This is a genomic window from Nocardia sp. CA-151230 (assembly GCF_050942175.1).
Taxonomy (GTDB): domain Bacteria; phylum Actinomycetota; class Actinomycetes; order Mycobacteriales; family Mycobacteriaceae; genus Nocardia.
On the sequence record NZ_CP192061.1, the window covers coordinates 2,395,197 to 2,416,452 of the forward strand.

Annotated in this window: 29 protein-coding genes; 20 read left to right on the forward strand and 9 right to left on the reverse strand. The window is 65.9% G+C overall.

The window, feature by feature from the left end:
* The first annotated feature begins 54 nt into the window (after positions 1-54).
* On the forward strand, positions 55-1,803 hold the full coding sequence (locus ACQP1O_RS10785) for a proline--tRNA ligase (RefSeq protein ID WP_433565671.1): 1,749 nt from the start codon (positions 55-57) through the stop codon (positions 1,801-1,803).
* A 251-nt stretch (positions 1,804-2,054) separates the two neighbouring features.
* Here the strand turns inward: ACQP1O_RS10785 and ACQP1O_RS10790 are convergent, their stop codons facing one another.
* Positions 2,055-2,285, reverse strand: coding sequence for a hypothetical protein (locus tag ACQP1O_RS10790; protein ID WP_433565672.1), 231 nt, complete (start codon positions 2,283-2,285; stop codon positions 2,055-2,057).
* Between the two features lie 387 nt (positions 2,286-2,672).
* On the opposite strand from ACQP1O_RS10790, the gene ACQP1O_RS10795 reads away from it, so the two are divergent.
* Positions 2,673-3,551, forward strand: a complete 879-nt coding sequence (locus ACQP1O_RS10795) for a DUF5753 domain-containing protein (protein WP_433565673.1) — start codon at positions 2,673-2,675, stop codon at positions 3,549-3,551.
* Positions 3,548-3,739 (forward strand): DUF397 domain-containing protein, encoded by a 192-nt coding sequence (locus ACQP1O_RS10800; RefSeq protein WP_433565674.1) that lies wholly within the window; start codon positions 3,548-3,550, stop codon positions 3,737-3,739. The genes ACQP1O_RS10795 and ACQP1O_RS10800 overlap by 4 nt, the downstream gene beginning before the upstream one ends.
* Before the next feature lie 144 nt (positions 3,740-3,883).
* Here the strand turns inward: ACQP1O_RS10800 and ACQP1O_RS10805 are convergent, their stop codons facing one another.
* The gene (locus ACQP1O_RS10805) at positions 3,884-4,279 is read right to left on the reverse strand and encodes a PPOX class F420-dependent oxidoreductase (RefSeq protein WP_433565675.1); all 396 of its coding nucleotides are present in this window, start codon (positions 4,277-4,279) and stop codon (positions 3,884-3,886) included.
* Between the two features lie 360 nt (positions 4,280-4,639).
* On the opposite strand from ACQP1O_RS10805, the gene ACQP1O_RS10810 reads away from it, so the two are divergent.
* The gene (locus ACQP1O_RS10810; RefSeq protein ID WP_433565676.1) at positions 4,640-5,032 is read left to right on the forward strand and encodes a hypothetical protein; all 393 of its coding nucleotides are present in this window, start codon (positions 4,640-4,642) and stop codon (positions 5,030-5,032) included.
* Between the two features lie 20 nt (positions 5,033-5,052).
* Here the strand turns inward: ACQP1O_RS10810 and ACQP1O_RS10815 are convergent, their stop codons facing one another.
* Both ACQP1O_RS10815 and ACQP1O_RS10820 read right to left on the reverse strand, forming a co-directional pair.
* A complete protein-coding gene (locus tag ACQP1O_RS10815) occupies positions 5,053-5,511 on the reverse strand; it encodes a nuclear transport factor 2 family protein (protein ID WP_433565677.1) in 459 nt (152 codons plus the stop codon).
* Positions 5,508-5,840 carry a putative quinol monooxygenase gene (locus ACQP1O_RS10820; protein WP_433565678.1) on the reverse strand — a complete coding sequence of 111 codons (333 nt, stop codon included), beginning with the start codon at positions 5,838-5,840 and terminating at the stop codon, positions 5,508-5,510. The genes ACQP1O_RS10815 and ACQP1O_RS10820 overlap by 4 nt, the downstream gene beginning before the upstream one ends.
* A 90-nt stretch (positions 5,841-5,930) precedes the next feature.
* Between ACQP1O_RS10820 and ACQP1O_RS10825 the strand changes: the two genes are divergently transcribed.
* The 4 genes from ACQP1O_RS10825 (at position 5,931) to ACQP1O_RS10840 (ending at position 7,481) form a co-directional block, all read left to right on the forward strand.
* Positions 5,931-6,062: a LysR family transcriptional regulator gene (locus ACQP1O_RS10825; RefSeq protein ID WP_433565679.1), complete on the forward strand. Its 132-nt coding sequence runs from the start codon at positions 5,931-5,933 to the stop codon at positions 6,060-6,062.
* Between the two features lie 16 nt (positions 6,063-6,078).
* The gene (locus tag ACQP1O_RS10830) at positions 6,079-6,510 is read left to right on the forward strand and encodes a LysR substrate-binding domain-containing protein (protein ID WP_433565680.1); all 432 of its coding nucleotides are present in this window, start codon (positions 6,079-6,081) and stop codon (positions 6,508-6,510) included.
* Between the two features lie 301 nt (positions 6,511-6,811).
* Positions 6,812-7,231, forward strand: a complete 420-nt coding sequence (locus tag ACQP1O_RS10835; RefSeq protein WP_433565681.1) for a hypothetical protein — start codon at positions 6,812-6,814, stop codon at positions 7,229-7,231.
* 55 nt (positions 7,232-7,286) lie between these two features.
* Positions 7,287-7,481, forward strand: coding sequence for a hypothetical protein (locus ACQP1O_RS10840; protein WP_433565682.1), 195 nt, complete (start codon positions 7,287-7,289; stop codon positions 7,479-7,481).
* A gap of 29 nt (positions 7,482-7,510) precedes the next feature.
* Here the strand turns inward: ACQP1O_RS10840 and ACQP1O_RS10845 are convergent, their stop codons facing one another.
* Positions 7,511-8,638, reverse strand: coding sequence for an NADH:flavin oxidoreductase (locus ACQP1O_RS10845; protein ID WP_433565683.1), 1,128 nt, complete (start codon positions 8,636-8,638; stop codon positions 7,511-7,513).
* A gap of 115 nt (positions 8,639-8,753) precedes the next feature.
* On the opposite strand from ACQP1O_RS10845, the gene ACQP1O_RS10850 reads away from it, so the two are divergent.
* Positions 8,754-9,185: a MarR family winged helix-turn-helix transcriptional regulator gene (locus ACQP1O_RS10850; RefSeq protein ID WP_433565684.1), complete on the forward strand. Its 432-nt coding sequence runs from the start codon at positions 8,754-8,756 to the stop codon at positions 9,183-9,185.
* A gap of 42 nt (positions 9,186-9,227) precedes the next feature.
* Here the strand turns inward: ACQP1O_RS10850 and ACQP1O_RS10855 are convergent, their stop codons facing one another.
* Positions 9,228-9,875, reverse strand: a complete 648-nt coding sequence (locus ACQP1O_RS10855) for a TetR/AcrR family transcriptional regulator C-terminal domain-containing protein (protein WP_433565685.1) — start codon at positions 9,873-9,875, stop codon at positions 9,228-9,230.
* Between the two features lie 94 nt (positions 9,876-9,969).
* Here ACQP1O_RS10855 and ACQP1O_RS10860 point away from each other — a divergent pair, with 94 nt between their 5' ends.
* Positions 9,970-11,448, forward strand: coding sequence for an FAD-dependent monooxygenase (locus tag ACQP1O_RS10860; RefSeq protein WP_433565686.1), 1,479 nt, complete (start codon positions 9,970-9,972; stop codon positions 11,446-11,448).
* Between the two features lie 256 nt (positions 11,449-11,704).
* On the opposite strand, the gene ACQP1O_RS10865 is transcribed toward ACQP1O_RS10860, so the two are convergent.
* Positions 11,705-12,136 (reverse strand): CBS domain-containing protein, encoded by a 432-nt coding sequence (locus ACQP1O_RS10865; RefSeq protein WP_433565687.1) that lies wholly within the window; start codon positions 12,134-12,136, stop codon positions 11,705-11,707.
* Positions 12,137-12,930: 794 nt separating this feature from the next.
* On the opposite strand from ACQP1O_RS10865, the gene ACQP1O_RS10870 reads away from it, so the two are divergent.
* From ACQP1O_RS10870 to ACQP1O_RS10900, 7 genes are all read left to right on the forward strand, one after another.
* On the forward strand, positions 12,931-13,770 hold the full coding sequence (locus tag ACQP1O_RS10870) for an alpha/beta fold hydrolase (protein ID WP_433567647.1): 840 nt from the start codon (positions 12,931-12,933) through the stop codon (positions 13,768-13,770).
* Between the two features lie 284 nt (positions 13,771-14,054).
* The gene (locus tag ACQP1O_RS10875; protein ID WP_433565688.1) at positions 14,055-14,384 is read left to right on the forward strand and encodes a helix-turn-helix domain-containing protein; all 330 of its coding nucleotides are present in this window, start codon (positions 14,055-14,057) and stop codon (positions 14,382-14,384) included.
* Entirely contained in the window at positions 14,381-15,055 is a 675-nt protein-coding gene (locus ACQP1O_RS10880) for an ATP-dependent Clp protease proteolytic subunit (protein WP_433565689.1), read from the forward strand. Before ACQP1O_RS10875 ends, ACQP1O_RS10880 begins: the two co-directional genes overlap by 4 nt.
* A 373-nt stretch (positions 15,056-15,428) precedes the next feature.
* Positions 15,429-15,710, forward strand: a complete 282-nt coding sequence (locus ACQP1O_RS10885; protein WP_433565690.1) for a DUF4342 domain-containing protein — start codon at positions 15,429-15,431, stop codon at positions 15,708-15,710.
* A gap of 38 nt (positions 15,711-15,748) precedes the next feature.
* Positions 15,749-16,210, forward strand: coding sequence for a CoA-binding protein (locus ACQP1O_RS10890; RefSeq protein WP_433565691.1), 462 nt, complete (start codon positions 15,749-15,751; stop codon positions 16,208-16,210).
* 183 nt (positions 16,211-16,393) lie between these two features.
* Positions 16,394-16,768 (forward strand): hypothetical protein, encoded by a 375-nt coding sequence (locus tag ACQP1O_RS10895; protein WP_433565692.1) that lies wholly within the window; start codon positions 16,394-16,396, stop codon positions 16,766-16,768.
* Positions 16,769-16,792: 24 nt separating this feature from the next.
* Positions 16,793-18,256: a wax ester/triacylglycerol synthase family O-acyltransferase gene (locus tag ACQP1O_RS10900; RefSeq protein ID WP_433565693.1), complete on the forward strand. Its 1,464-nt coding sequence runs from the start codon at positions 16,793-16,795 to the stop codon at positions 18,254-18,256.
* On the opposite strand, the gene ACQP1O_RS10905 is transcribed toward ACQP1O_RS10900, so the two are convergent.
* Together ACQP1O_RS10905 and ACQP1O_RS10910 are read right to left on the reverse strand one after the other, a co-directional pair.
* Complete coding sequence (locus ACQP1O_RS10905; RefSeq protein ID WP_433565694.1) at positions 18,231-18,503, reverse strand: hypothetical protein; 273 nt, start codon at positions 18,501-18,503, stop codon at positions 18,231-18,233. The two genes, ACQP1O_RS10900 and ACQP1O_RS10905, sit on opposite strands and share 26 nt — an antisense overlap.
* Positions 18,500-19,318: an SDR family oxidoreductase gene (locus ACQP1O_RS10910; protein ID WP_433565695.1), complete on the reverse strand. Its 819-nt coding sequence runs from the start codon at positions 19,316-19,318 to the stop codon at positions 18,500-18,502. Before ACQP1O_RS10910 ends, ACQP1O_RS10905 begins: the two co-directional genes overlap by 4 nt.
* Here ACQP1O_RS10910 and ACQP1O_RS10915 point away from each other — a divergent pair.
* From ACQP1O_RS10915 to ACQP1O_RS10925, 3 genes are all read left to right on the forward strand, one after another.
* Positions 19,236-20,138 (forward strand): LysR family transcriptional regulator, encoded by a 903-nt coding sequence (locus ACQP1O_RS10915; RefSeq protein WP_433565696.1) that lies wholly within the window; start codon positions 19,236-19,238, stop codon positions 20,136-20,138. The two genes, ACQP1O_RS10910 and ACQP1O_RS10915, sit on opposite strands and share 83 nt — an antisense overlap.
* A 124-nt stretch (positions 20,139-20,262) precedes the next feature.
* A complete protein-coding gene (locus ACQP1O_RS10920; protein ID WP_433565697.1) occupies positions 20,263-20,598 on the forward strand; it encodes a hypothetical protein in 336 nt (111 codons plus the stop codon).
* Positions 20,595-21,044, forward strand: a complete 450-nt coding sequence (locus ACQP1O_RS10925) for a MerR family transcriptional regulator (protein WP_433565698.1) — start codon at positions 20,595-20,597, stop codon at positions 21,042-21,044. Before ACQP1O_RS10920 ends, ACQP1O_RS10925 begins: the two co-directional genes overlap by 4 nt.
* Positions 21,045-21,256: the final 212 nt, after the last annotated feature.

Below are 21,256 nucleotides of genomic sequence, written 5' to 3' on the forward strand. Positions count from 1 at the left end.
CAACACGGTAATGCCTTGTGAACTGTCCGCGAGCAGGGGCTACTGTGTTGAGCCGTGATCACCCGTCTCTCCCAGCTGTTCCTGCGCACCCTGCGCGACGACCCCGCCGACGCCGAGGTACCCAGCCACAAGCTGCTGGTGCGTGCCGGTTACGTGCGTCGCATCGCGCCAGGCGTCTACTCGTGGCTGCCGCTCGGCCTGCGCACGCTGCGCAAGGTCGAGGATGTCGTCCGGTCGGAGATGAACGCGATCGGGGCCCAGGAGATCTCGCTGCCGGCGCTGCTGCCGCGCGAACCGTACGAAACCACCAACCGCTGGACCGAGTACGGCGACGGCCTGTTCCGCCTCAAGGACCGCAAGGGTCAGGACTACCTGCTCGGCCCCACCCACGAGGAGCTGTTCGCCCTCACCGTGAAGGGCGAGTACAGCTCCTACAAGGATCTGCCGGTCACGCTGTACCAGATCCAGACCAAGTACCGCGACGAAGGCCGTCCGCGCGCGGGCATCCTGCGCGGGCGCGAGTTCATCATGAAGGACTCGTACTCCTTCGACCTCGACGAGGACGGGCTGAAGAACAGCTACAACGCTCACCGCGAGGCCTACCAGAAGATCTTCGACCGCCTGGGCGTCAAATACGTCATCGTGGCCGCCACCTCCGGCGCCATGGGCGGCTCGGCGTCGGAGGAGTTCCTGGCCGACAGCCCCGTCGGCGAGGACACCTACGTCATCTGCCGCGAATCCGGTTACGCCGCAAATGTGGAGGCCGTGGTCACCGCCGCGCCCGCGGCGATCCCGCTGGAGGGCCAGGCCGACGCCGTCGTCCACGAAACCCCCGGCACGCCGACCATCGCGACGCTGGTCGACTGGGCCAACGCCGCCGACGTGCTGGGTCGCGAGGTGACCGCCGCCGACACCCTCAAGAACGTCATGGTCAAGCTGCGCTACCCCGACGGCAAGACCGAGATCCTCGGCGTCGGCATCCCCGGCGACCGTGAGGTCGACGACAAGCGCCTCGGGGCGTCCGTCGAGCCGGCCGAGGTGGAAATGCTCGACGAGACCGACTTCAAGGCCAACCCGTTCCTGGTGAAGGGCTACATCGGCCCGAAGGCCCTGCAGGCCAACGGCATCCGCTACCTCGTCGACCCGCGCGTGGTCTCCGGCACCGGCTGGATCACCGGCGCCGACGAGCAGGGCAAGCACTACGTCGGCCTGGTCGCCGGACGCGACTTCACCCCCGACGGCACCATCGAGGCCGCCGAGGTCCGCGACGGCGATCCCTCGCCCGACGGCCGCGGCGTCCTGGAGGCCGCTCGCGGCATCGAGATCGGCCACATCTTCCAGCTGGGCCAGAAGTACACCGACGCGTTCGAGGTCGACGTGCTGGGCGAGAACGGCAAGCCGGTCCGTCTCACCATGGGTTCCTACGGCGTCGGCGTGTCCCGCATGGTCGCCGTGCTCGCCGAGCAGATGCACGACGACAAGGGCCTGCGCTGGCCCCGCGAGGTCGCACCCTTCGACGTCCATGTCGTCATCGCGAACAAGGACGAGGGCGCCCGCGCCGGCGCCGAACAGGTTGCCGCCGAACTCGATTCCCTCGGCTTCGAGGTCCTCCTCGACGACCGCACCGCCTCGCCGGGCGTGAAGTTCAAGGACGCCGAACTCCTCGGCATGCCCTACATCGTGGTCGTCGGCCGCGGCTGGGCCGAGGGCAAGATCGAACTCCGCGACCGCTTCGCCGGCACCGCCGAGGAACTCCCGGCCGAGACCGCCGTGACCTCGGTCGCGGCCAAGATCCGCGGCTGACACCGCAGTCGCGAAACTGTAAGTGGCGCATCACCGTCCGGTGATGCGCCACTTTTTTCACCGAGCCCGGCCGGTGTCCGCTCGCCAGATGTTCCAGCCGAGACCAGGCCCGCGAACCATCGCCTGGACGGCGCGCTCATAAGACTTCTTCGCCGCACAGTCGTCCACGCACGCCCGATGCCGATCGAGTCCGCTCTTCGCCTCGGCGAGCGTGGCGGGCCGCCGATAGGGTGCCCGATGCCGATTACGGATCACACGTGCCACAACCGGGCTCCATTCGACTCGCCGGAAACCGAATGACCGTCGCGGACTCGATCTTCTCCGCGTCGGTCTTGATGATCTGCCGCGCCGCCATTCTTCCGCTCGCACATCGCGGTCAGGCAATCCTGATGCAACACAAGCGATTCCATCGCCTCCGCTGACGTCATCGCCGGTTCCCGCTCCCCGACATCGCAATTTTCCAGCCGTTCGTAGATGTCCACGACCCATTCACCTCCCGGTGCTCGCCAATTTGCTTGCGTCCGCGTCGGTGACGGCCACGGCCTCTATTTCCGTACCGACCGGAATTTCTTATATCCTCGCCCAGGCGGGCGATGAAGACACCTGCCTCAACGATCGTCAAGAGCATCAAAGCCCAAGCATCCCAAGCCATTTCGACTCCTGTTGCTTTCGGATTCATTCCACTACGGCGGGTCCGACCCGGTCGCCGTCAGGTGCCATGCACTAAGCATGCGCCGAAAAGTGCTGCGGTAATACGTGCATGGCATACAGTCGCGTGAAATAAGATTGAGGTGCGGAACGCACATGTGCGTAGAGAACGTTTCCCAGATAGCGAGGCTAACGAAATGGCCGGTTTGACGGTCTCTCGCATGGATTTCGGAAACTTCATGAAATCTGTGCGATCAAAAGCACCTCGTACGGCCCTGTCGACCGCGGCGGCCCACCTCGAGGTCACACGATTTGTCCTGATGCGAATGGAGGATGGCTCGCCGACCAAGCTCACCAGGCCGCAGATCAAGGACCTGCTCGAGTACTACCACGCTTCCCCGGAGGACCAGGCCAAGGCGCTCAGGCTTCTGGAAGAGGTTCGAGCACAGGACAATGCGGCCAAGGCGCAGGGGAACTCGAAAGGGTTCTGGCAGCCGTACAGCGACCAAGTCGCGCCGAACTTCGAGAAGCTCCTCCGGCTCGAAGGAGTGGCAGATCGGATCATTACCTACCAACCGGTAATCGTGCCCGGCTTGCTGCAGACCGCTGACTACCGGCGGGAAATCGTCCGCGTCACCCTGCCGCGCCTGTCCGCAGTGGACGTAGAACGACGGGTCGAGCTCACTCAAAAGCGGCAAACACGGTTGGACGATGCCGGTTTTCGGTTGGAGGCGTTCATATCCGAAGCGGTTTTGTGGAACAGGCCCGGACTGCCGGAGGTCATGTCAGCGCAACTGCGGTGGCTCGCCGAAGTTGGCGATCGGGACAATGTCGAGATCCGGGCGCTACCGTTCGCTCTCGGCCCACACCCAGGGCTTGTCATACAGCAGTTCATCCTGCTCCATCTGCCCAAAGGCACGAGTGGGATGACTTTGCCGCCAGTGGTATACGCAGAAGGCGCCATCGGCAGCGTTCTCCACGAGCACGACGAAGAGGTCGACGAATATCGTGAAGCAATCGCCGGTCTTCGGGCTGTAGCGTTGACAGCGCAGGACACCAGGGACTTGCTGGTGCGAATCGCAAAGGAGCACACGGCATGAAGAAGCCGGTAATGAGCGAGTGGTACAAGTCGAGCTTCTCCGATGCTGGCAAAGAGTGTGTCGAGGTTCGGCACGACCCAGCTGTCACGCTGGTGCGCGACACGAAGGACAACGGCCGGGGTCCGATCTTGGCGTTCCCCGCCGACGTGTGGGCTAATTTCATCGACAGCGGCATCTGGCAGCGCTGACGACGTAGCAGAGCAACGAAAGCCCCGGTGGACAACGTGATCCAGCCGGGGGCTTCTCTTCGGTCCTGCCGGGTGAAGCCGGCCTCTCGACCAGCGGCTCCGATCGGATTTTTAAACCTGTTGTGGCCCAACGGCCCTGACGCATCAGGCTCCGAACGCGGTCATCCGCTGCGGAACGACGCGCACGATCCATCGTTCTACTTCCGCGGGCTCGGGCGGCGGCAGCTCTCCTGCGTACTTCCGGGACAACCGCACGGGAAGTTGTTTGTCCGGATCCGCCACCAGCTCGGCAGTCCCCGCGATGTCGATCGTCCGGTAGGGATCTCGGGAGTCCAGCACGGTCACGCTGACCCGCGGATCACGTGCAAGGTTGCGCCCTTTCCGACGCTGCGCGGTCGTCGATAAGACCAGAGCGTCATCATCTCGATCCACCCAGACCACCGATGTATGCGGTGACCCATCCTCGTCGACGGTGGTAACCACGGCAAAGTTCTTGCCATCCAACATGTTCCGCATGTGCTCATGAAGTTCGGTCACCATGCGGAAGCTACCCACCCGGGGTATCCGGGTGAATGGCTCAAAAGCTCATCCCTATATCCCAATTACTCATCGGGCCGGTCCGCCGATCGACAGAGATGGCTATTTTCCGCTGTTGATCACCTGAGTAAAATCCGGTTGAGGGCGATCGGACATGGGGGTATCTCATGGACGGCGTCGCCGGACAAGTGCAGACCGGGCTTACTCGGATTTGCCCGCCGAAGCGGCTTTCACAGTGACACCATCGACCGCGCCGCAACCCCGGATGGTCACGACGACGTAGTCGTTTATCGAACAAGACGTGCGAGGTGACGAAATCGATCAGGCGTAGCAGTCGGTTCACCGAGTCCGGGAAAGGCAACGATGATGACCAACGAGACCTACCGAAGTGCCACACGTCAGCTGTTCACCACGTTCGTGCTGGCTGGGGTGGTGATGGCGGTACCCGCGACGGCGGCGGTTCCGGCCCTGGCCGCGCCGAGTGCAGCACCCGGCGTGGTGCAGGTCGATCGGCCCTGGGGGTGGGCTGGTAATGCCGCCGAGCCGGTTCCGCCTCCGCCTGTCCCGCCCCATGGTTGCGACAACGAAAGCTGCGGGGAGAGCGGTGGGGGCGACAACACCTGCACCGACCCCAGCGAGACCGGGGACGGCTGCAGCGACCACGGCGAGACCGGCGGGACCGGAGGTGGGCCAGGCGTGGCCGAAGCCCGCGGAATCCACGACACCACGGCCACGTCCCAAGTGATCGAGCGGTAGCGTCGGCGTCCAGCAGCCGCTCAACTGTGAACCCGAGCAGACTGGCTTGCAACCGCGAGCCGTTCGGGTAGTGGTGCGAGCGTGTAGTTCTGCCAGACGTAGTCGTCCATTTGATGCTGGTCACCGGAGAGGTTCACCACCCGGTCGACCCTGCCGTCGATGTTGAAGTGCCATACCAGCGCCCAGATGGTGTCCACCTTGCCTGTGCCGGCGGTGGAGTAGCCGCGGTGGATGTCCACGACGTATTCGTCGTTGGCCTCGAGGAAGAAGGTCTCCGCCTTCATACCCGCCTTGGCCAGCTGATCGAAGAACGCGACGACCTCGTCGATGCCGTGTTTGGTGCCGGACAGTGCGTGACGGCCCGGAATGGTCCAGGCGATGTCCTCGGTGAGTACGGCGCGCATGCCGTCCACGTCGTAGCGGGCGTAAGCGTCGAAGAAGGCGGCGATGGCGGCGACTTTCGAATCGCGGTCGTTCACAGTGCACCTTCCTGGTTGCGGGAAAACGGGATTCGGGTCAGGTCGGTCGTGGATTCGAGGAGCGCGTGCGAGTCCTCGGCCAGCCACTCCGGGAGCAGGACGGTGAATGCCACGACGTCCGCAAGCGCCATATGGATGTCGACCGCAGCCTGGTCGGCGTAGCGCTCCCGGATGAGATAACGGCCAGGCTGGGCCGGATCACGCCAGAAGCCGTATTCGAGCACGCCGGGTTCGGTGGTCGCGGCCTTGGCGAGGGCGGTGATCGTGGACTCGAAAGCGACGGTGTGCGCGGGGGCGATGTCCAGCACCGCGGTCAGCTGGATTGTCATATGTGCAGGTTAGGGCCGCGCGCACGGTCGAGGGAAAGATCGATTCGGGATAGACTCGGAACGGATCGTTATCGATCGGCAGGGGGACGCATGGCTCCGGACACGGTGAGCCTGCGGTACTTTCCGGTACTCGCGCAGGAATTGAATTTCACGCGAGCGGCCGAGCGGATCGGTATCGCGCAGCCGGCGCTCAGCGGCCGCCGCTGGGATCACTCGCGGTGAACAGCCAAGGCATGGCGTGCGCCGGTTTCCCTTGCGGCGTGAGCGGATCGGGGTCCAACTGGCCACAGACCATCCGCTCGCCGCCGAGGCGGAGATCGAGATCGACGCGGCCGCAACATATCCCGTCCGAATGCACGATCGCGACGCCAACCCGGCCGTCCATGACCAACTGACGGCGCTGCTACGCGCCGCCGGCCGAGAACCTCGATTCCACACGCCGGCACTCTCTTTCGACATCGTCCAACGAGACCTGCGTGACCGAGCCACGGTGTCTCTCGCCGGTGCGGCGGCCCTGTCGACCCCGGTGGCCGGCCTCACCCGGCGACCTCTGCGCGGCACACCCGCCCTGACGATCTATCTGGTGCTGCCACGCGAGCAGTCACCGCTACACCGCCGCATCCGGTCCGCCGCCAAAGACCTCGCCCACGAACTCGGATGGCTCCGATAGGGCTGCGCGAACGCTGCCCCCAGTTTTGGGGGCCGCCACTGCTGCTAACGGTATCCGAGGATCATCCGACGAATGGATGTGAGTCCGAAAAGGCGCAAGGTTCAACAGTTCTCGGCGCGAGCCGGTGTCCTGGCGGCAGTTGCGATCGCGACGCCGGCCGGGGCCGGCGGACCCACCGCCATTACGTCATCAATGCCACGAACGGCGTGATCGCCGGCAAGGGCACTGCGGCTACCACCCGCGGCTGACGGCACCCCGCCCGGCCGAACCGATTTCGACCCTGACAGGAGATCGATACGCTATGACGCGAATTCTGAACTCGCCCAAGGCAAAACGTATCGTCGCGGGTGCTGCCGCACTCGGCGTCGCCGCGAGCGTGACCGCACTGACCGCGCCGTCGGCCTCGGCGACCGTCACCAGCATCGCGATCGCACCCGCCTTCACCCTCGGCACCCACACGTACGGAACGACCTGTTCGTACACCGTCACCGTCGCGGTGGATGACAACAGCCAGACCGTCTACTTCTTCGAGGAGGGCCAGGGCCCCAGCGGATTCGCCGAGGCGAAGCCTTCCAACGGCGTAGCGAAGGCGACCTGGACCCCGTCGTCGACGAAGATCACCTACATCTACGCCGTCCAGCCGAACGCGACAGCTCAAATCCGGCAGCCGGTCGATGTCGGCACCGGCATCAACCTCGGATCCGCCTGCGTAGCAGCCTGATCCGCCACCACCCCGACCTCGTCTCGTCCCCACCCCATGCTTTGAGGAGTTTCACATGCTCGCACGCCGCGGAATCTCCGCCGCCCTCCTGATCGGCGCCGCAACCCTGTCCGCCGCCGGCACCGCCACAGCCAACCCCCTCCCGCTCGAATCGCCCACGCCGACATCGACCGAACCCGTCGCCGGCGGCCTGTGCAACGCCGATCCCCTTCTCGCCCTGTGGTGCTTGATCGCCAGCCCCTCTGCCTAACCGTCGTGACGCGTCGCGACCGGTGACGGCTAGCTCAGTGTCCTCAGTGCCGCCGCGTCGTACGGCTTCAGCTCGTCGATCCGCCCCGCCAGGACCTTGGACGCCCACTCCGGGTCCTGGAGCAAGGCTCGGCCGACGGCGACCAGATCGAATTCGTCACGCTCCAGCCGATCGAGGAGGTTGTCGAGGCTGCCGAGTTCGGCGCCCTCGCCGGTGAACGCACGCAGGAAGTCGCCGTCGAGGCCGACCGAGCCGACGGTGATGGTGGGCTTGCCGGTGAGCTTCTTGGTCCAGCCGGCCAGGTTCAGGTCCGAGCCCTCGAATTCCGGGAGCCAATAGCGGCGGGTGGAGGCATGGAAGGCATCGACGCCGGCCGCGGCGAGCGGGGCCAGGATCGCTTCCAGCTCCTGCGGGGTCTCGACGAGCCGCGCGTCGTAGGCCTCCTGCTTCCACTGGGAGTAGCGGAAGATCACCGGGAACCCGGGTGAGACGACCGCCCGGATCGCCGCCACGATCTCGGCCGCGAACTTCGTCCGGGCCACGGAATCGCCACCATAGGCATCGGTTCGGCGGTTCGTCCGTTCCCACAGGAACTGGTCGAGGAGATAGCCGTGGGCGCCGTGCACCTCGACGCCGTCGAAGCCGATGCGCTCGGCGGCCGCGGCGGCATCCGCGAAGGCACCGATGACGTCATCCAGGTCACGCTGGGTCATCGCCTTGCCGGTGCCCTCGGTGCCGTCGACGCGAATACCGGACGGGCCGACGGCAGGCGCATCGGCGTAGGGTTCGTCGCCATGGTTGCGGACCATGCCGATGTGCCACAGCTGCGGCACGATCGTGCCGCCTGCGGCGTGCACGTCCTCAGCCACCTTCGCCCATCCCGCCAACTGCTCCTCACCGTGGAATCGCGGCACCCGATCACTCTGCCCGGCCGAATCGTGGCCGACGTAGGTCCCCTCGGTGACGATGAGCCCTACGCCGGCGGCAGCGCGGCGGGCGTAGTAGGCGCGCACGTCCTCACCGGGAACGCCGCCGGGGGAGAACATGCGCGTCATCGGCGCCATCACGATGCGGTTCGGAACGGTCAGTCCGTTCAGCGTGACGGGCCTTGACAGAACCTGAGCCGTGCGGGCGGTATCGGACGCGGTGACGGTCACTGGACACTCCTCATAGTTACTTGCCAACCTAGATGGTTGAGAACTTCAAGCAATGTGGCAAACGCTAGTGGTGAATATTTGAGGTAGTCAAGTTTCTGTGGATAGGCTGGTTCATATGGCAGAAGCTCCCCACGTCGACACCGCTCAGCTCATGGAGCTGCTCTCGTTCTCGCTCGGCGCCTACTACGGGGACTTCACACTCGCGGCGGCGAGTGAGAACCTCACGGCGAGTCAGGGCAAGGCACTGACCGTGCTGCGCCGAGGCCCCAGTGCGATGCGCGGCCTGGCCGAGACCATGGCCTGCGACGCCTCCAACGTGACCGGGATTATCGACCGGCTGGAGAAGCGCGGCCTCGTACGCCGCGAGGCCAGCGCATCCGACCGGCGCGTCACTAACCTGGTCATCACGGCCGAGGGTGAGCGGGTCACCGACGCCATCCGGGCGAAGATGCACACCACTCGAGATGGCCTGAACAGACTCGGCGCCGAGGACCGGGACCACCTGTACGCCCTGCTGGAACGAGTCTTCGTTTCCCGGCCGGAGTGACCCACGACGGTCACCGGCCGATATCCCTCGAGGCTGATCGAATCAGCCGACTCGTGCGGTGGCGAGGATTCCGGCGAGAATGACGCGCACCCCGTGGTCGAACTCCGCGTCCGGATCCGCGGTGAAGGTATCGGCCACCATGCGAGCGGTGCGCGGATAGCGGTCGGAGTCGATCTCCAGGCCGATATGTTCGAGCTCGTAGGGATTACCGTCGACGTACTCCGCGCCGGTGCGCGACTGTTCCTCGATGACGAAACCGACGGTGTAGTGCAGCAGGATCGGGAAGACCCGGCCGGCTTCGGGTAGCGCGAAGCCGGCATCTTCCAAGGTGCGCAGCGTCAATTCGACCGTGCGCCACATGGATTCGTCGCTCACATAGGTGCCCGCGAGGACCTTCGCCCCGTCGCGGTAGCGCAGCATCGACCGCCGCAGCCGCCCGGCCACCGCGGCCACCCAGTCCTGCCAGCTCTCGCCCTGCCGTGGCGCTTCGACATCGGTGACGGCGGAGGCGAATACGGAACGCGCCATGACATCGAGCAATTCGCGCTTGTTCTTGACATGCCAGTACAGCGCGGGCGCTTGCACATCCAGCGCCGCGGCCACCTTGCGCATGGTCAGGCCGTCGAGACCCAGCTCGTCGAGCAATCCGAGTGCAGCCTCGGCGATCACGTCGGCGTCGAGCTTCTTCATTGACCACCTCTTTCGTCCGATTCCCTTGACAGCTTAACAACGTTCTGTTCTCCTTAACATCGTTAAACGATTTAACGTTGTTAAGGAGAGCCTCATGGAAACCACCGAGGTAGTCATCGCCGGATCCGGGCCGACCGGGCTCATGCTGGCCGCCGAACTGAGGCTCGCGGGTGTCGATGTCGTTCTGGTCGACGGACTTCCGGCGCGTACCGGCGAATCACGGGCCGGTGGTATCCACGCCCGCAGCATGGAGATCCTCGATCAGCGCGGACTGCTCGATCGGCTGCTGCCGCAGGGCCGCATCATGCAGGCCGGGCACTTCGGGGGACTGTCGCTGAGCTTCAGCGACTTCCACACCCGCCGCCCCTACATGCTCGCCATCCTCCAGTCCATTATCGAACGCGAACTCGACACGCACGCTACGGAATTGGGTGCGGCCACACAGTGGGGTTCGCCGATCACCGGATTCCGCCAGGACGGCGCGGGCGTCGAGGTCGAGACCGGCGGAGCCAACCCCCGCCGGATTCACGCGGCCTACCTCGTCGGTTGCGACGGTGGCCGCAGCGCGGTACGCAAGCTGGCGGGCATCGCCTTCACCGGGACGGATGCGACCGTGACCGGAATGATCGCGGATGTCGAGCTGGCGGACCCGCCGGCGCAGCCCTTCTTCGCCCACCGCAGCGCCTCGGGCGATTTCTCGGCGGTGCAGTTGCAGCCCGGCTGGTATCGGTTGGTCGTCCAGCGGCACGACATGGTCCTGGAACGCGGCGACGAGTTGACCTTCGAAGCCTTCCGCGAGCACTTCATGGAGCTCGCGGGCACAGATTTCGGCATGCACAGCCCGCGCTGGGTGACGCACTACGGCGATGCCGCCCGCCAGGCCGAGCAGTACCGCGCCGGGCGGGTATTCCTCGCCGGGGACGCCGCCCACATCCACTACCCGGCCGGAGGTCAGGGCCAGAACCTCGGCATCCAGGACGCGGTCAACCTCGGGTGGAAGCTGGCAGCGGTGTTGCGCGGCAACGCATCCGACGAACTGCTCGACACCTACGAGACCGAGCGCCACCCCATCGCGGCCCGCGTCCTGCACAACACCCGCGCCCAGACCGCCCTCATGCGCCCGGGTGCGCACACCGACGCACTGCGCGACATCTTGAGCGATCTGATCGACATGGACGTGGTCCGCACGCGCCTCGGCCTCATGATCACCGGATTGGACATCCGCTACGACACCAAGGGCGACCACCCGCTGGCCGGACGCCGCGTACCCGACGCCGACCTCACCACCGCGGACGGCGACACCAGGCTCCACCGGTTGCTACAGCAGGCTCGCCCGGTCCTGTTGGTGCTCAACGGGAATGCCGTCCCCGACGTGGAGCGGTGGCAGAACCGACTCGAGATAGTCACTGCCGAAACCCACGCCGAGCAGTGGGCCGTCCCCGCAGTCGGAACCGTCCCGGCCCCGGCCGCCGTCCTCATTCGCCCCGACGGCTATGTCGCGTGGGCGACCGATGAGTCGAGCACGGCCCACCTGACCGAGGCCCTGACGACCTGGGTCGGCGAACCGGCCTGAATGCCACTGAGGCAATGCCGAGCCGACCGGGCGGAAGATCAACGGGCAGAGCGTCGTACGACCACCGGCAGTGCGCGCTCATGCCGAAAGCGGTATGGCGCGGCCATTCCGCGGCGCACGAAATGTTTGTGGCCTCAACGGGTCTGCGTGGTGCGCTGACCCGTTGAGGCCACGCCGAATTGAGCGTTTCTGACCGGCCCTCCGGTGATGGGTCAGTCAGACGCAAAGATCTCTTCTACCGAATTGTTGGCATTCTTCAGCGCTGCGCCGGGGACGGTGAGTAAATGTGTCCGGCAAATTCGGCGAGTTGATTGTCAGGCAGATGCCTGGCCAGATCCGCCTCGCTGATCATGCCGACCATCCTCTTGTTCTCGATCACGGGGAGCCGCCGGATCCGATGGCTCACCATCTCGTGCAGTACGTCCGCCACGTCAGCATCGGCATCGATCCACCGTGGCGTGCCCTCACACAGGTCAGCGCAGCGAGTCTTCGCTGGATCACGATTGTCGGCAGTACATTTCACGACGATGTCGCGATCTGTAATGATGCCGATCATCCGCTCGTCCTTGTCGCCGATCGGCAAAGCTCCGACGCCGAGTTGGCGCATCAGCTGCGCAGCGCGCTGGACAGTATCCGTGCTGGTCAGCCAATGTGCGCCCGGGTGCATGATGTCGCGGGCAGTAGTCATGTGGCACCTCCAGATAGGGGAGCTAGGGACCTCTCCCACGGTAATGATCCTGTGGTCGGAGGCGCAGCAGAACCGATCATTCCCGTGTCCACTCACGCCGATTGCAGGACATTTATCCGTAGTAATTCGTTGCTATTCATCAACATTTATCCGACGGTGACAGTGCGACACTTCAGGGTCGCGCCATGAAAGGGGCCGGAGGAAAGGGCTTCGTTACCGCCGAAGACGGAACATCGCATGAGAACGAGGTCGGTGTACCCCAGCGCGATCGACCAAACGGTCGGCCATCGGTCATGATCGCGACCCGACAGCGCGGCGCGGTCAACATCCGGAACTACCGCTTCCCGCGCTGACCGAATCGGTCGGCGCGGGGCGGCGAAAGATCAACTGGCCGTGCCCACCCGTAGCCGGCCGCTCGCCCATCATGCCGAGTTCGGAACAACCGGTGTAATCGCGCACTATTGGCTGTATATCGCCCGAATTTCGCGAATTCGTCAGTGGTGGTGCGTGTTCAGACCGGATCGACGTCGGTATCCGTACCGGCCGGTGCATAGCCGCCACTGACCTGCCGCAGCGCGCGCCGATCAAGGCAGCCACGCGACCAGGATTGAAGACAGACGGCCAGTGGTGAACTCGGGCAGATTCAGTGCACGCTCATGCCGGGTTCGAGGCGATTGCGGGAGTGTGGGCATGATCTCGGCTGCGCCGATGACTTTCGGGTGAATCTGTCGTCGATACCTCTGGGTATACCGACAGACAGGAGTCCAGGCATGACGAGACGGTTTCGATGGGGCATGACCTCGGTGCGGGCGAACGGTGTGGATCTCGGCATCGAGAGCTTCGGCCGCGAGGACGATCCGCTGGTGCTGCTGGTCGGCGGCACAACGATGTTGTCCTGGCCCGACGCGCTGTGCGAGCGGCTGGCGTCGGGCGGGCGGCGCGTGGTCCGCTACGACCTGCGCGACTCCGGCGCGTCGACGACCCTCGACCCGGAGAATCCGGCCTACGACCTGCGGGATCTCGTCGCGGACGCGGCCGCGCTGGTCGAGGTGCTCGGTGCCGGGACCGCCCATCTCGGTGGAGTCGGCGTCGGTGGGATGGTCGCTCAGGTCGCCGCGCTGGACCACCCGGACGTGTTCTCCGCACTGACCCTCGTCGGCACTCGGCCGGTGGCGCCGGGCCCGGTCGACGAGGACCTGCCGGACCACGACCTCGCGGTCATGGGCGCGCTGTTCTCCCGCCCGCTGCCGGACTGGACCGACCGGGACGCTGTCGCGGCGTTCGCCGCCTCGGGGGCCGAGCCGATGGGCAACGATCCGAAGGAGGCCTGGGCGACGGCGGCCCGAATCTGGGACCGGACGCCGTCGGCCGATCCCGCGGTGCACCAGGCGAACCAGCTCGGGATGGTGTTCTCCCGGATCGACTGCGCCCCGCGCTGGAGGGGCCGGCTCGATGAGCTCGACGTGCCCACGCTCGTGGTACACGGTCGCGCCAACCCGTTCTTCCCGGTGGGCAACGGCGAGGTCCTCGCCGCCGAAATCCCTGGGGCGCGACTGCTCGTCCTCGACGACACGGGTACCGCCCTGGGCCACGCCGCGGCCGACCAGGTCGCTGCCGCCATGCTCGCCCTGTAACCGCCCGGCTGACAGGCATCCTGAGCGGGTGGAACGCGGCAGACCGATCCGATCGATAACCGAAACGTCCGCTCTTGCCCCATCCCGCGCTGACCGAACCGGCCGGCGCGGGTGAGCGAAGGTCAACTGGCCGTGCCGATCCGGGGTTGGCCAACACCCGCACACATGCCGATGAGCGTCTTTGGAAGACGCGGTCACAGGTGATCGGCGGCTTTCAGATCCTCCCGGTGAGTGTCGCTTCTTCAGACCTGCCGTTATACCTGAAATGAGATATCGTTTTAAGTATGAGCGAAGAGGAGGTGACCCAGTCGCCGGGCGAGGAATCTCTCCCGGTGCTGCCCGGATTCCGGGAGATGGCGTTACGGAAGATGTCGGAGGATCGCGCGCGGCTGATTGCCGAACTGGCGGAGCGCCGGCGGGCAGCGGGGTTGTCGCAGACCGAAGTTGCAGCCCGTATGGGCACGTCGCAGTCAGCGGTGGCGCGGTTGGAGACCGAGAACGTCGATGTGCGGACCTCGACGCTGCAGCGATACGCCGCTGCGGTCGGCAGCCGCATCACCATGCAAGTGACGTATACGACGACCGAGTCGAATCGGATCGGAGAACAGCCTTGAGAATCGAGACGAGCACATCCACTTCCCAGTGGCAGCCATGGCCGCGGGAGTTTCCGAACTACTATCCGGCGAAACCTGAAGCACCGCAGTCTGTTCCGGCCCCACCGCCGCCGACGCAGATATGGATCGATCACCACCCGAGCGGGCCGCCGGAAGCGTCGCTCATGCAGCGGACGGTTATCGTGCACGGGAAGATGCACGCTGCGGCTGCTACCGAGCTGTGCGCACGTTTGCTGACGCTGGACGCCGAAAGCGCCCGACCGATCCGGCTCGAAATGTACGGGCTGGAAGCGGATCTGCCCGATGCCGGCACTGTCACCGATGTGCTGGACATCCTTCGAGCACCGGTGAGCGCCTACGTGAGCGGCACGCTCGGTGGTGCAGCGCTGGGAATTCTCGCAGCGTGCGACCACCGCTACGGCTACAAAAGTGCCCAATTCGTGTTGCGGGAGCCGTCGGTGCGTCTGGATGGCGAGCTCAGTCGTGTCGAACCGCGACTCGAACACGCGCGAGCCATGTATGACACATTGCTTGCTCGACTTGCGGAACTCACCGGTCGCGCCACAGCCCAGATCCGTCACGACCTCCAACAGCAACGGATACTCACCACCTCGGCTGCGGCCGAGTACGGGTTGATCGAGGGCCCCGCAACCCGCGAATCACCGCGCTGAACGAACAAGCCGGTCAGCTTCCCGACCCGCGAACGGGCATTCACCAAGATCAGCCGGTGCTCGTTCGCCGTCGGTGGCACAACAGACCGATCGAGCGTCCGCTCATAGCCGCATCCCGCGCTGACCGAACCGGCCGGCGCGAGGCGCCAGAGGTTGATGCTCGGCGCAGTACCGATCAACGGGTCTCGAATCGGACCCCGGCAGTCAGGCGGTTCGGCCCGGTGAGGGGTGGACCTTCGGCCCTGCCACGAGGTGGTCCCGAAGACGACGATGTGAAGAAGGGGGGTCCGGCCATGAGCCGGACATCGAGGCTGAGCCGCGGGAACGGAGAGGACGCGGTCTGCCGGACAGCGCAGTGGAGGCGGTGAACGAAATGACGCAGCAACCGACGACATCGACAGAGCAGATCGACGTCAAGGGCGGCCACCTCGTGGAGAGGGTCAAGGAATTGGTCCACGAGGGCAACGTTCGTCGGATCATCATCAAGGACTCCGACGGCAAGACTGTGATGGAGGTACCCGTGACGGTTGGTGTGGTCGGCTTCCTCCTCGCGCCCTCGGTGGCCGCGATCGGAGCGCTCGCCGCGCTCGCCGCGGACTACTCGATCGAAGTCGAACGAGAGACTCCCGAGACCGGCATCACTGCGCCGGCGTAGGTAATGCGGGCGGTGACTGGAGGTGGATGATGCCGACGATGAAGGAAGCGGCTTCTGCGTTCCTTGCGAACAAGCGAATCGCGGTGACGGGTGTATCGCGGAAACCCAAGGAGCACGGATCCAACGTCGTGTACAAGCGTCTGCGCGACCGCGGGTATGAGGTGTTCGCCGTCAATCCCAATGCCGACGAGGTCGAGGGTGCGCGCAGCTATCACGACTTGAAGAGCATCCCCGGAGGGGTCGACGCCGTCGTCATCGCTACCGCGCCCGGCAAGGCCGACAGCGCGATGCGCGAGTGCGCCGAACTCGGGATCAAACACGTATGGATGCACCGGTCCTACGGCGCGGGCAGCGTCAGCGACACGGCCACGGCCTATGGGCGTGGACACGGCATCACTGTGATCGACGGAGGATGCCCGCTGATGTTCGAACCGACAGCCGACCTCGGCCACAAGGTCATGCGTGTGATCTACCGGAGTCACATCCCGAAAACCGTGTGACCACTGCGTGTGACCACCAGGCGCCCTCTCGACGGCGGGGTCTTGGAGAATCTCCTCGAGCTCGAAGAGCGGATGGGCGAGACGTCGGCCGTCTCTTCGTTCCTGTAGGGATTCGAACGAACGGCAACGGTCCCACACCCTCGGTCGGAACGATCGCACCCGATGTCGATGACGGGAGGAGTTATGGGACATCTGGAACTGCATGCACATCTGAAGATCCGTCCAGGTCAACTGGAAGGGTTCAAGGCTCAAGCGGCCGAGATCATGCGGCTGACCAGTGAGAAGGACACGCAGACCCTTCGCTACGACTGGTTCATCAGCGAGGACGGAACGGAGTGCGAGGTCCACGAGGCGTACCCGAGCGGACAAGGGCTGATCGAGCACAACACTCACGTCATGCACGCGCGGGCGATCCTCTTCGAGAAGTACGCATACGACCACCGCATGACCGCCTTCGGCGAGGTCTCCCAGGAGCTCAGGGAACTCGCACACAAGCACGCCGGAGGAATCGCTGTTTACTCGTTCCTCCAAGGCCTCGGAACCGCGGCGGCTGTCTAGGCCACGAGGAATGGACGTGAGGTCATGGCCGAGACTCGTCTGCTGGAACGGGTGACCGCATCGGACCTGTTCCTGCTGCTCTGGGACGACTACGGCTGGTCCACCGACATCGGCGGGCTTGCCATCCTCGACGGCACGAGCCTGCTCGACGAGGACGGCGGCGTCCGACTCGACGCGGTCCGGCGACACCTCGAGCCGAGAATGCACCTGGTGCCTCGCTTCAGGCAGCTGCTGTGCCGGCCTCGGCTCGGGCTGGGCTGGCCGCTGTGGATCGACGCGCCCTCCTTCGACCTCGCTGAGCACATCCACGTCCTGGCGCTTGCCGCGCCCGGCGACCAGGACCAGTTGCTGCAGACATGCCGGCAACTGGCCCGGCGACCGTTCGATCCCGCCCGGCCGCTGTGGGAGCTGTGGCTGCTGCCCGGCCTGCCGGACCAACGGGTCGGCGCGTTCTTGAGGCTGCATCACGTCCTCGCCGATGGCCCGGCCGCGATGGCCGCCTTCGGGGCGCTGCTCGACCGGACCGCCGACGCGCCCGTCGAGGGTGCACCGCCGTGGACGCCGACACCCACCCCGTCCACCGGTGAACTGCTCCGCGACAACCTGCGACGCCGCCGACACGAAGTAGGGCTCGGGTGGTCGGGCCTTGTCCATCCGAGCAGAACACTGCGCCTTGCGCGCCGTGCGTTACCGGCCTGGCGGGAGGTGCTCACCGAAAAGCCTGCCCCACGAACCAGCCTCAACCACCCCGTAGGCTCCGAGCGCCGACTGGCCATTGTCCGTGGCCGCCTCGACGCCATCAAACTCGTCGCCCATGTCCATCACGCCACGGTCAACGACGTGGTGCTGACCGCGGTTGCCGGTGGCCTGCGCCGGCTGCTGGCAAGCCGCGGCGAGGATGTCCAGGGGCTCGTCCAGCGCGCGATGGTGACCATCTCCCACCACGAAGCGCGGCCCGGGGAAGCGCAAGGCAACACGCCCGGATGGATGATGGTGCCGCTGCCGGTCGGTGAGCCGGACTCGTTGTGCCGGCTCACCTTGATCGCCGCAGAGACAAGCGCACGGAAGGACAAGCCTCGCCCCGAGGCGGGCAGCGGGATCTTCAGATTCGTTGCCGGCCAGCGCATCTGGTACCGGCTGTTTCCGCGGCAGCGGTCGGTGAACCTGGTCGTGAGCAACGTCCCGGGTCCGCCGATGCAGCTGTATCTCGCCGGCGCGCCGCTGCTGGAGGTGTTCCCCGTGCTGCCGCCCATGGGCAACCTGACACTTGTCGTCGCCGCCCTGTCGTATGCCGGCCAGCTCAACTTCACTGCCGCCGCTGACCAGGACAGCTGCCCGGACGTGGAGGTGTTCGCCCGCGGGGTGCGCGATGCACTCGATGACCTCACGCAACCGATCCTGGGGTCTGAGACGGGCGGTCGGGCCGGTGCCACGGAGTCGGTACCGACGCCTGACGCACCGGTTACACCGCGTCGGTCACCGCGGTGACCGATCCCGGCGCCACCGGCCGGAACCTGGTGCGGTGCAGAACGTTCCCGGTATTCCAGAACGTGTACAGCAGCTGCGCCACATGGACTTCCTGTGCGGCCTGATCGGCGCCGAGCCCGTCATCGATGTGCACCGCCCGCGGTACGACCAGGTCGCCGGAACGGTCGACGGGGCCGACCGGGCGCGGTGCCTGCGTCGAGCAGGCAGCGAGAATCAGTGTGGCACAAACGAAAAGAGCGATCTTCACGCCAGTCTCCCGCCGCCGTCGACATGCAGGGTGGCGCCGGTGAGGAACGGGTTGGTCAGTGCCAGCAGTGCCGCGGAGGAGATGTCGGCCGCCGTCCCGACCCGGCGTGCCGGATTGCGATCGGCGACGGTCTGGAAGAACGCCTCCTTGCCGGGACCATCCCATACACCCGAGTCGACGATGCCGGGTGAGATCGCGTTGACGCGCACCGGGGCCAGCTCGACCGCCAGGGCCTCGGCCAGAGCGGCGGCAGCGGCGTTGGTGGTGGCCATCACCGCCCGACCCGGTGTCGGCCGCCAGGCCGCGACGCCGGAGAACAGCAGGATCGCACCACCTGTGCGGAATCGAGGAGCGAAGTGTTTGCCGAGCAGGATCGGTCCGATCACCTTGGCGTCGAAGGCCCGGTGCACGGCGTCGTGCTCCAGTTCGGTGACCGCGCCGTTGGCGTGGTCGGCGGCCAGCGACACCAGGTAGTCCAACTCGCCGACGCGCTCGGCCAAGGCGTGCACAGTTCCCTCATCGGCCAGGTCGACCTCGGGCCTTCCTACTGAAATCACTTGCGCGCCCAGGGCTGTGGCGTCGTCTGCGATACGGCGGCCGATGCCCGATCCGGCGCCGATGATGACCATCGTTTTGTCCTGCAGTGTTGTCATGCCCGATTCAGCATCCCGTCGGAAACGAATAATCCCTTCGCGAACTGAATGTTTTCGATCAATGCCATAAGATCTTCGAATGCCAACCCTGCGGGCCCTGGAATGCCTGATCGCCGTCCTGGACGCCGGGTCGATCACCGACGCCGCCGCGGTGCTGCACATGTCTCAACCGGCACTGTCGCATCAACTCGCGGCGCTCGAACGCGAGATCGGCGCACCGGTCCTCGAACGACTGCCGCGCGGGGTGCGTGCCACCGCCATCGGCCGCGCCGTCGAGGCCGACGCCCGTGCGGCGTTGACGGCGGCTGCGCGTGTCGTCGATGGCGGCAGAGCCGCGGCCAGAGGCGAAGGCGGCCAGTTGCGGCTGGCATGCGCGGAAAGCCTGACCGCGAGTCTGCTGGCTCCGGTGCTTCGTACCTGGTTCCGCCGCAACCCCTCGGTACGAATGGTGCTCACCGAAGCCACGAGCGCCGACGACCTCGTCCACCACATCGAATCCGGAACGGCCGACCTGGCCCTCGGTCCCCGACCGACTCGCTGGACCGGCGCGTCCGAACTCATCGGCACCGAGGAGATCGTGGCCGTCCTCCCCGCCGATCACCCCTTGTCCCAACGTGATCGGCTGAGCTTCGAGGACCTACACGATCAACCACTGGTGCACTACCACCCCGATAACGGCCTTGCCGGCTGGCTCGACGCCCAAGCCGCCGTTCACGGCGTCACGCTCAGCCCCGTCATGCGCACCCGGCAGGCAACCACCGCAGCGCAACTCGCTGCGGCCGGACTCGGGATCGCACTGGTCCCCGCCACCGCCCTCGGCCCCGGCCGAGCGGCCACCCTGAAACACCTGCACCCCATCGTGTCCCGCGAACTCATCTGCCTCATCGGCACCCCCGCCGACCCCCTTCTCCGCCGCTTCGTCTCCGACATCGTCGAACGCGGAGTACCCATGAACCCTTCAGCCAGAACAAAACTCACCTGACCCCAGACACCATTCCGCACATCCCCCGCGAACGTGCCGGGCATCAGGACATGCCGCGCGAGCGTTCGGATCGCTGCATTTCAGGCTTGCATTCGGTACTCAGGTACAGGCTTACCGTGGGTTCATGACGATCAACACTGGTTCCACGGACTGGGTGCCTGACTCGTGCACCCTGCCGACTGCCGCTCGGCCGATGCGGGTGACGGAGTTCGATCAGTTCTTCGCCGACGCGGTGCAGCACACTGAACGACCCGACCGCACACGCCTGGATTTGTTTATCGACGCCGACGCGGAACCCCTCGGGCGGGACCTGGCGGACCGGGAAACGGGATGCTGCTCGTTCTTCACCTTTACCTTCGAACCGGCCGATGCCGGCGTGGTGATGCACATCGATGTTCCCGCCGCCCACGTGGGGGTTCTCGATGCCCTCGAAACCCGGGCCGGAGCCGTGTCGCGATGAGCGCGGGTTTGCGTACCGGCGAGGTCGCCGCGGCGGCGGGGGTGAACATCCAGACCCTGCGCTACTACGAACGCCGCGGATTGCTCGCCGAACCGAACCGGTCCCTGGGCGGGCATCGGCTCTATCCCGAGCAGGCGGTGACGACCTTGCGGATCATCAAGGCCGCCCAACGTCTCGGATTCACCCTCGACGAAGTCGCCGGCCTTCTGGAAGCCACCCAGGCCCACGGCCGCCCCGATGCCGGTTTGCATGCGCGGGCGGTCACCAAACTCGCCGAGGTCGACACCAAACTCGCGGAGCTGACCGCCGTGCGTGACACCCTGCGAGCAGCCCTGGCCGCCGGCTGCGACGACTTGCTCGCGTGCAGTGAAAGCCCCTGCTGCCCACTGCCATTCGCTGGAGACATTACCTCCACGCCCGCGGTGGGAGGCGACTGTGGCTGCTGAACCGAACACGACTCGACGGTGGTGGGCGCCGATCGGGCTCGGGGCGGTGCTGTGCGTGGCCTGCTGCCTGGCCCCGCTCCTGGCCGCGGCGGGCCTGGCGGCCGGTGGCGGGACCCTCCTGAGCCTGTCATGGCTGGAGCCGCTGGGATACGGCCTGATCGTCGTGGGAGTCCTCGGGCTGATCTGGTCCCGGACCCGTGGTCGGGGTAAGC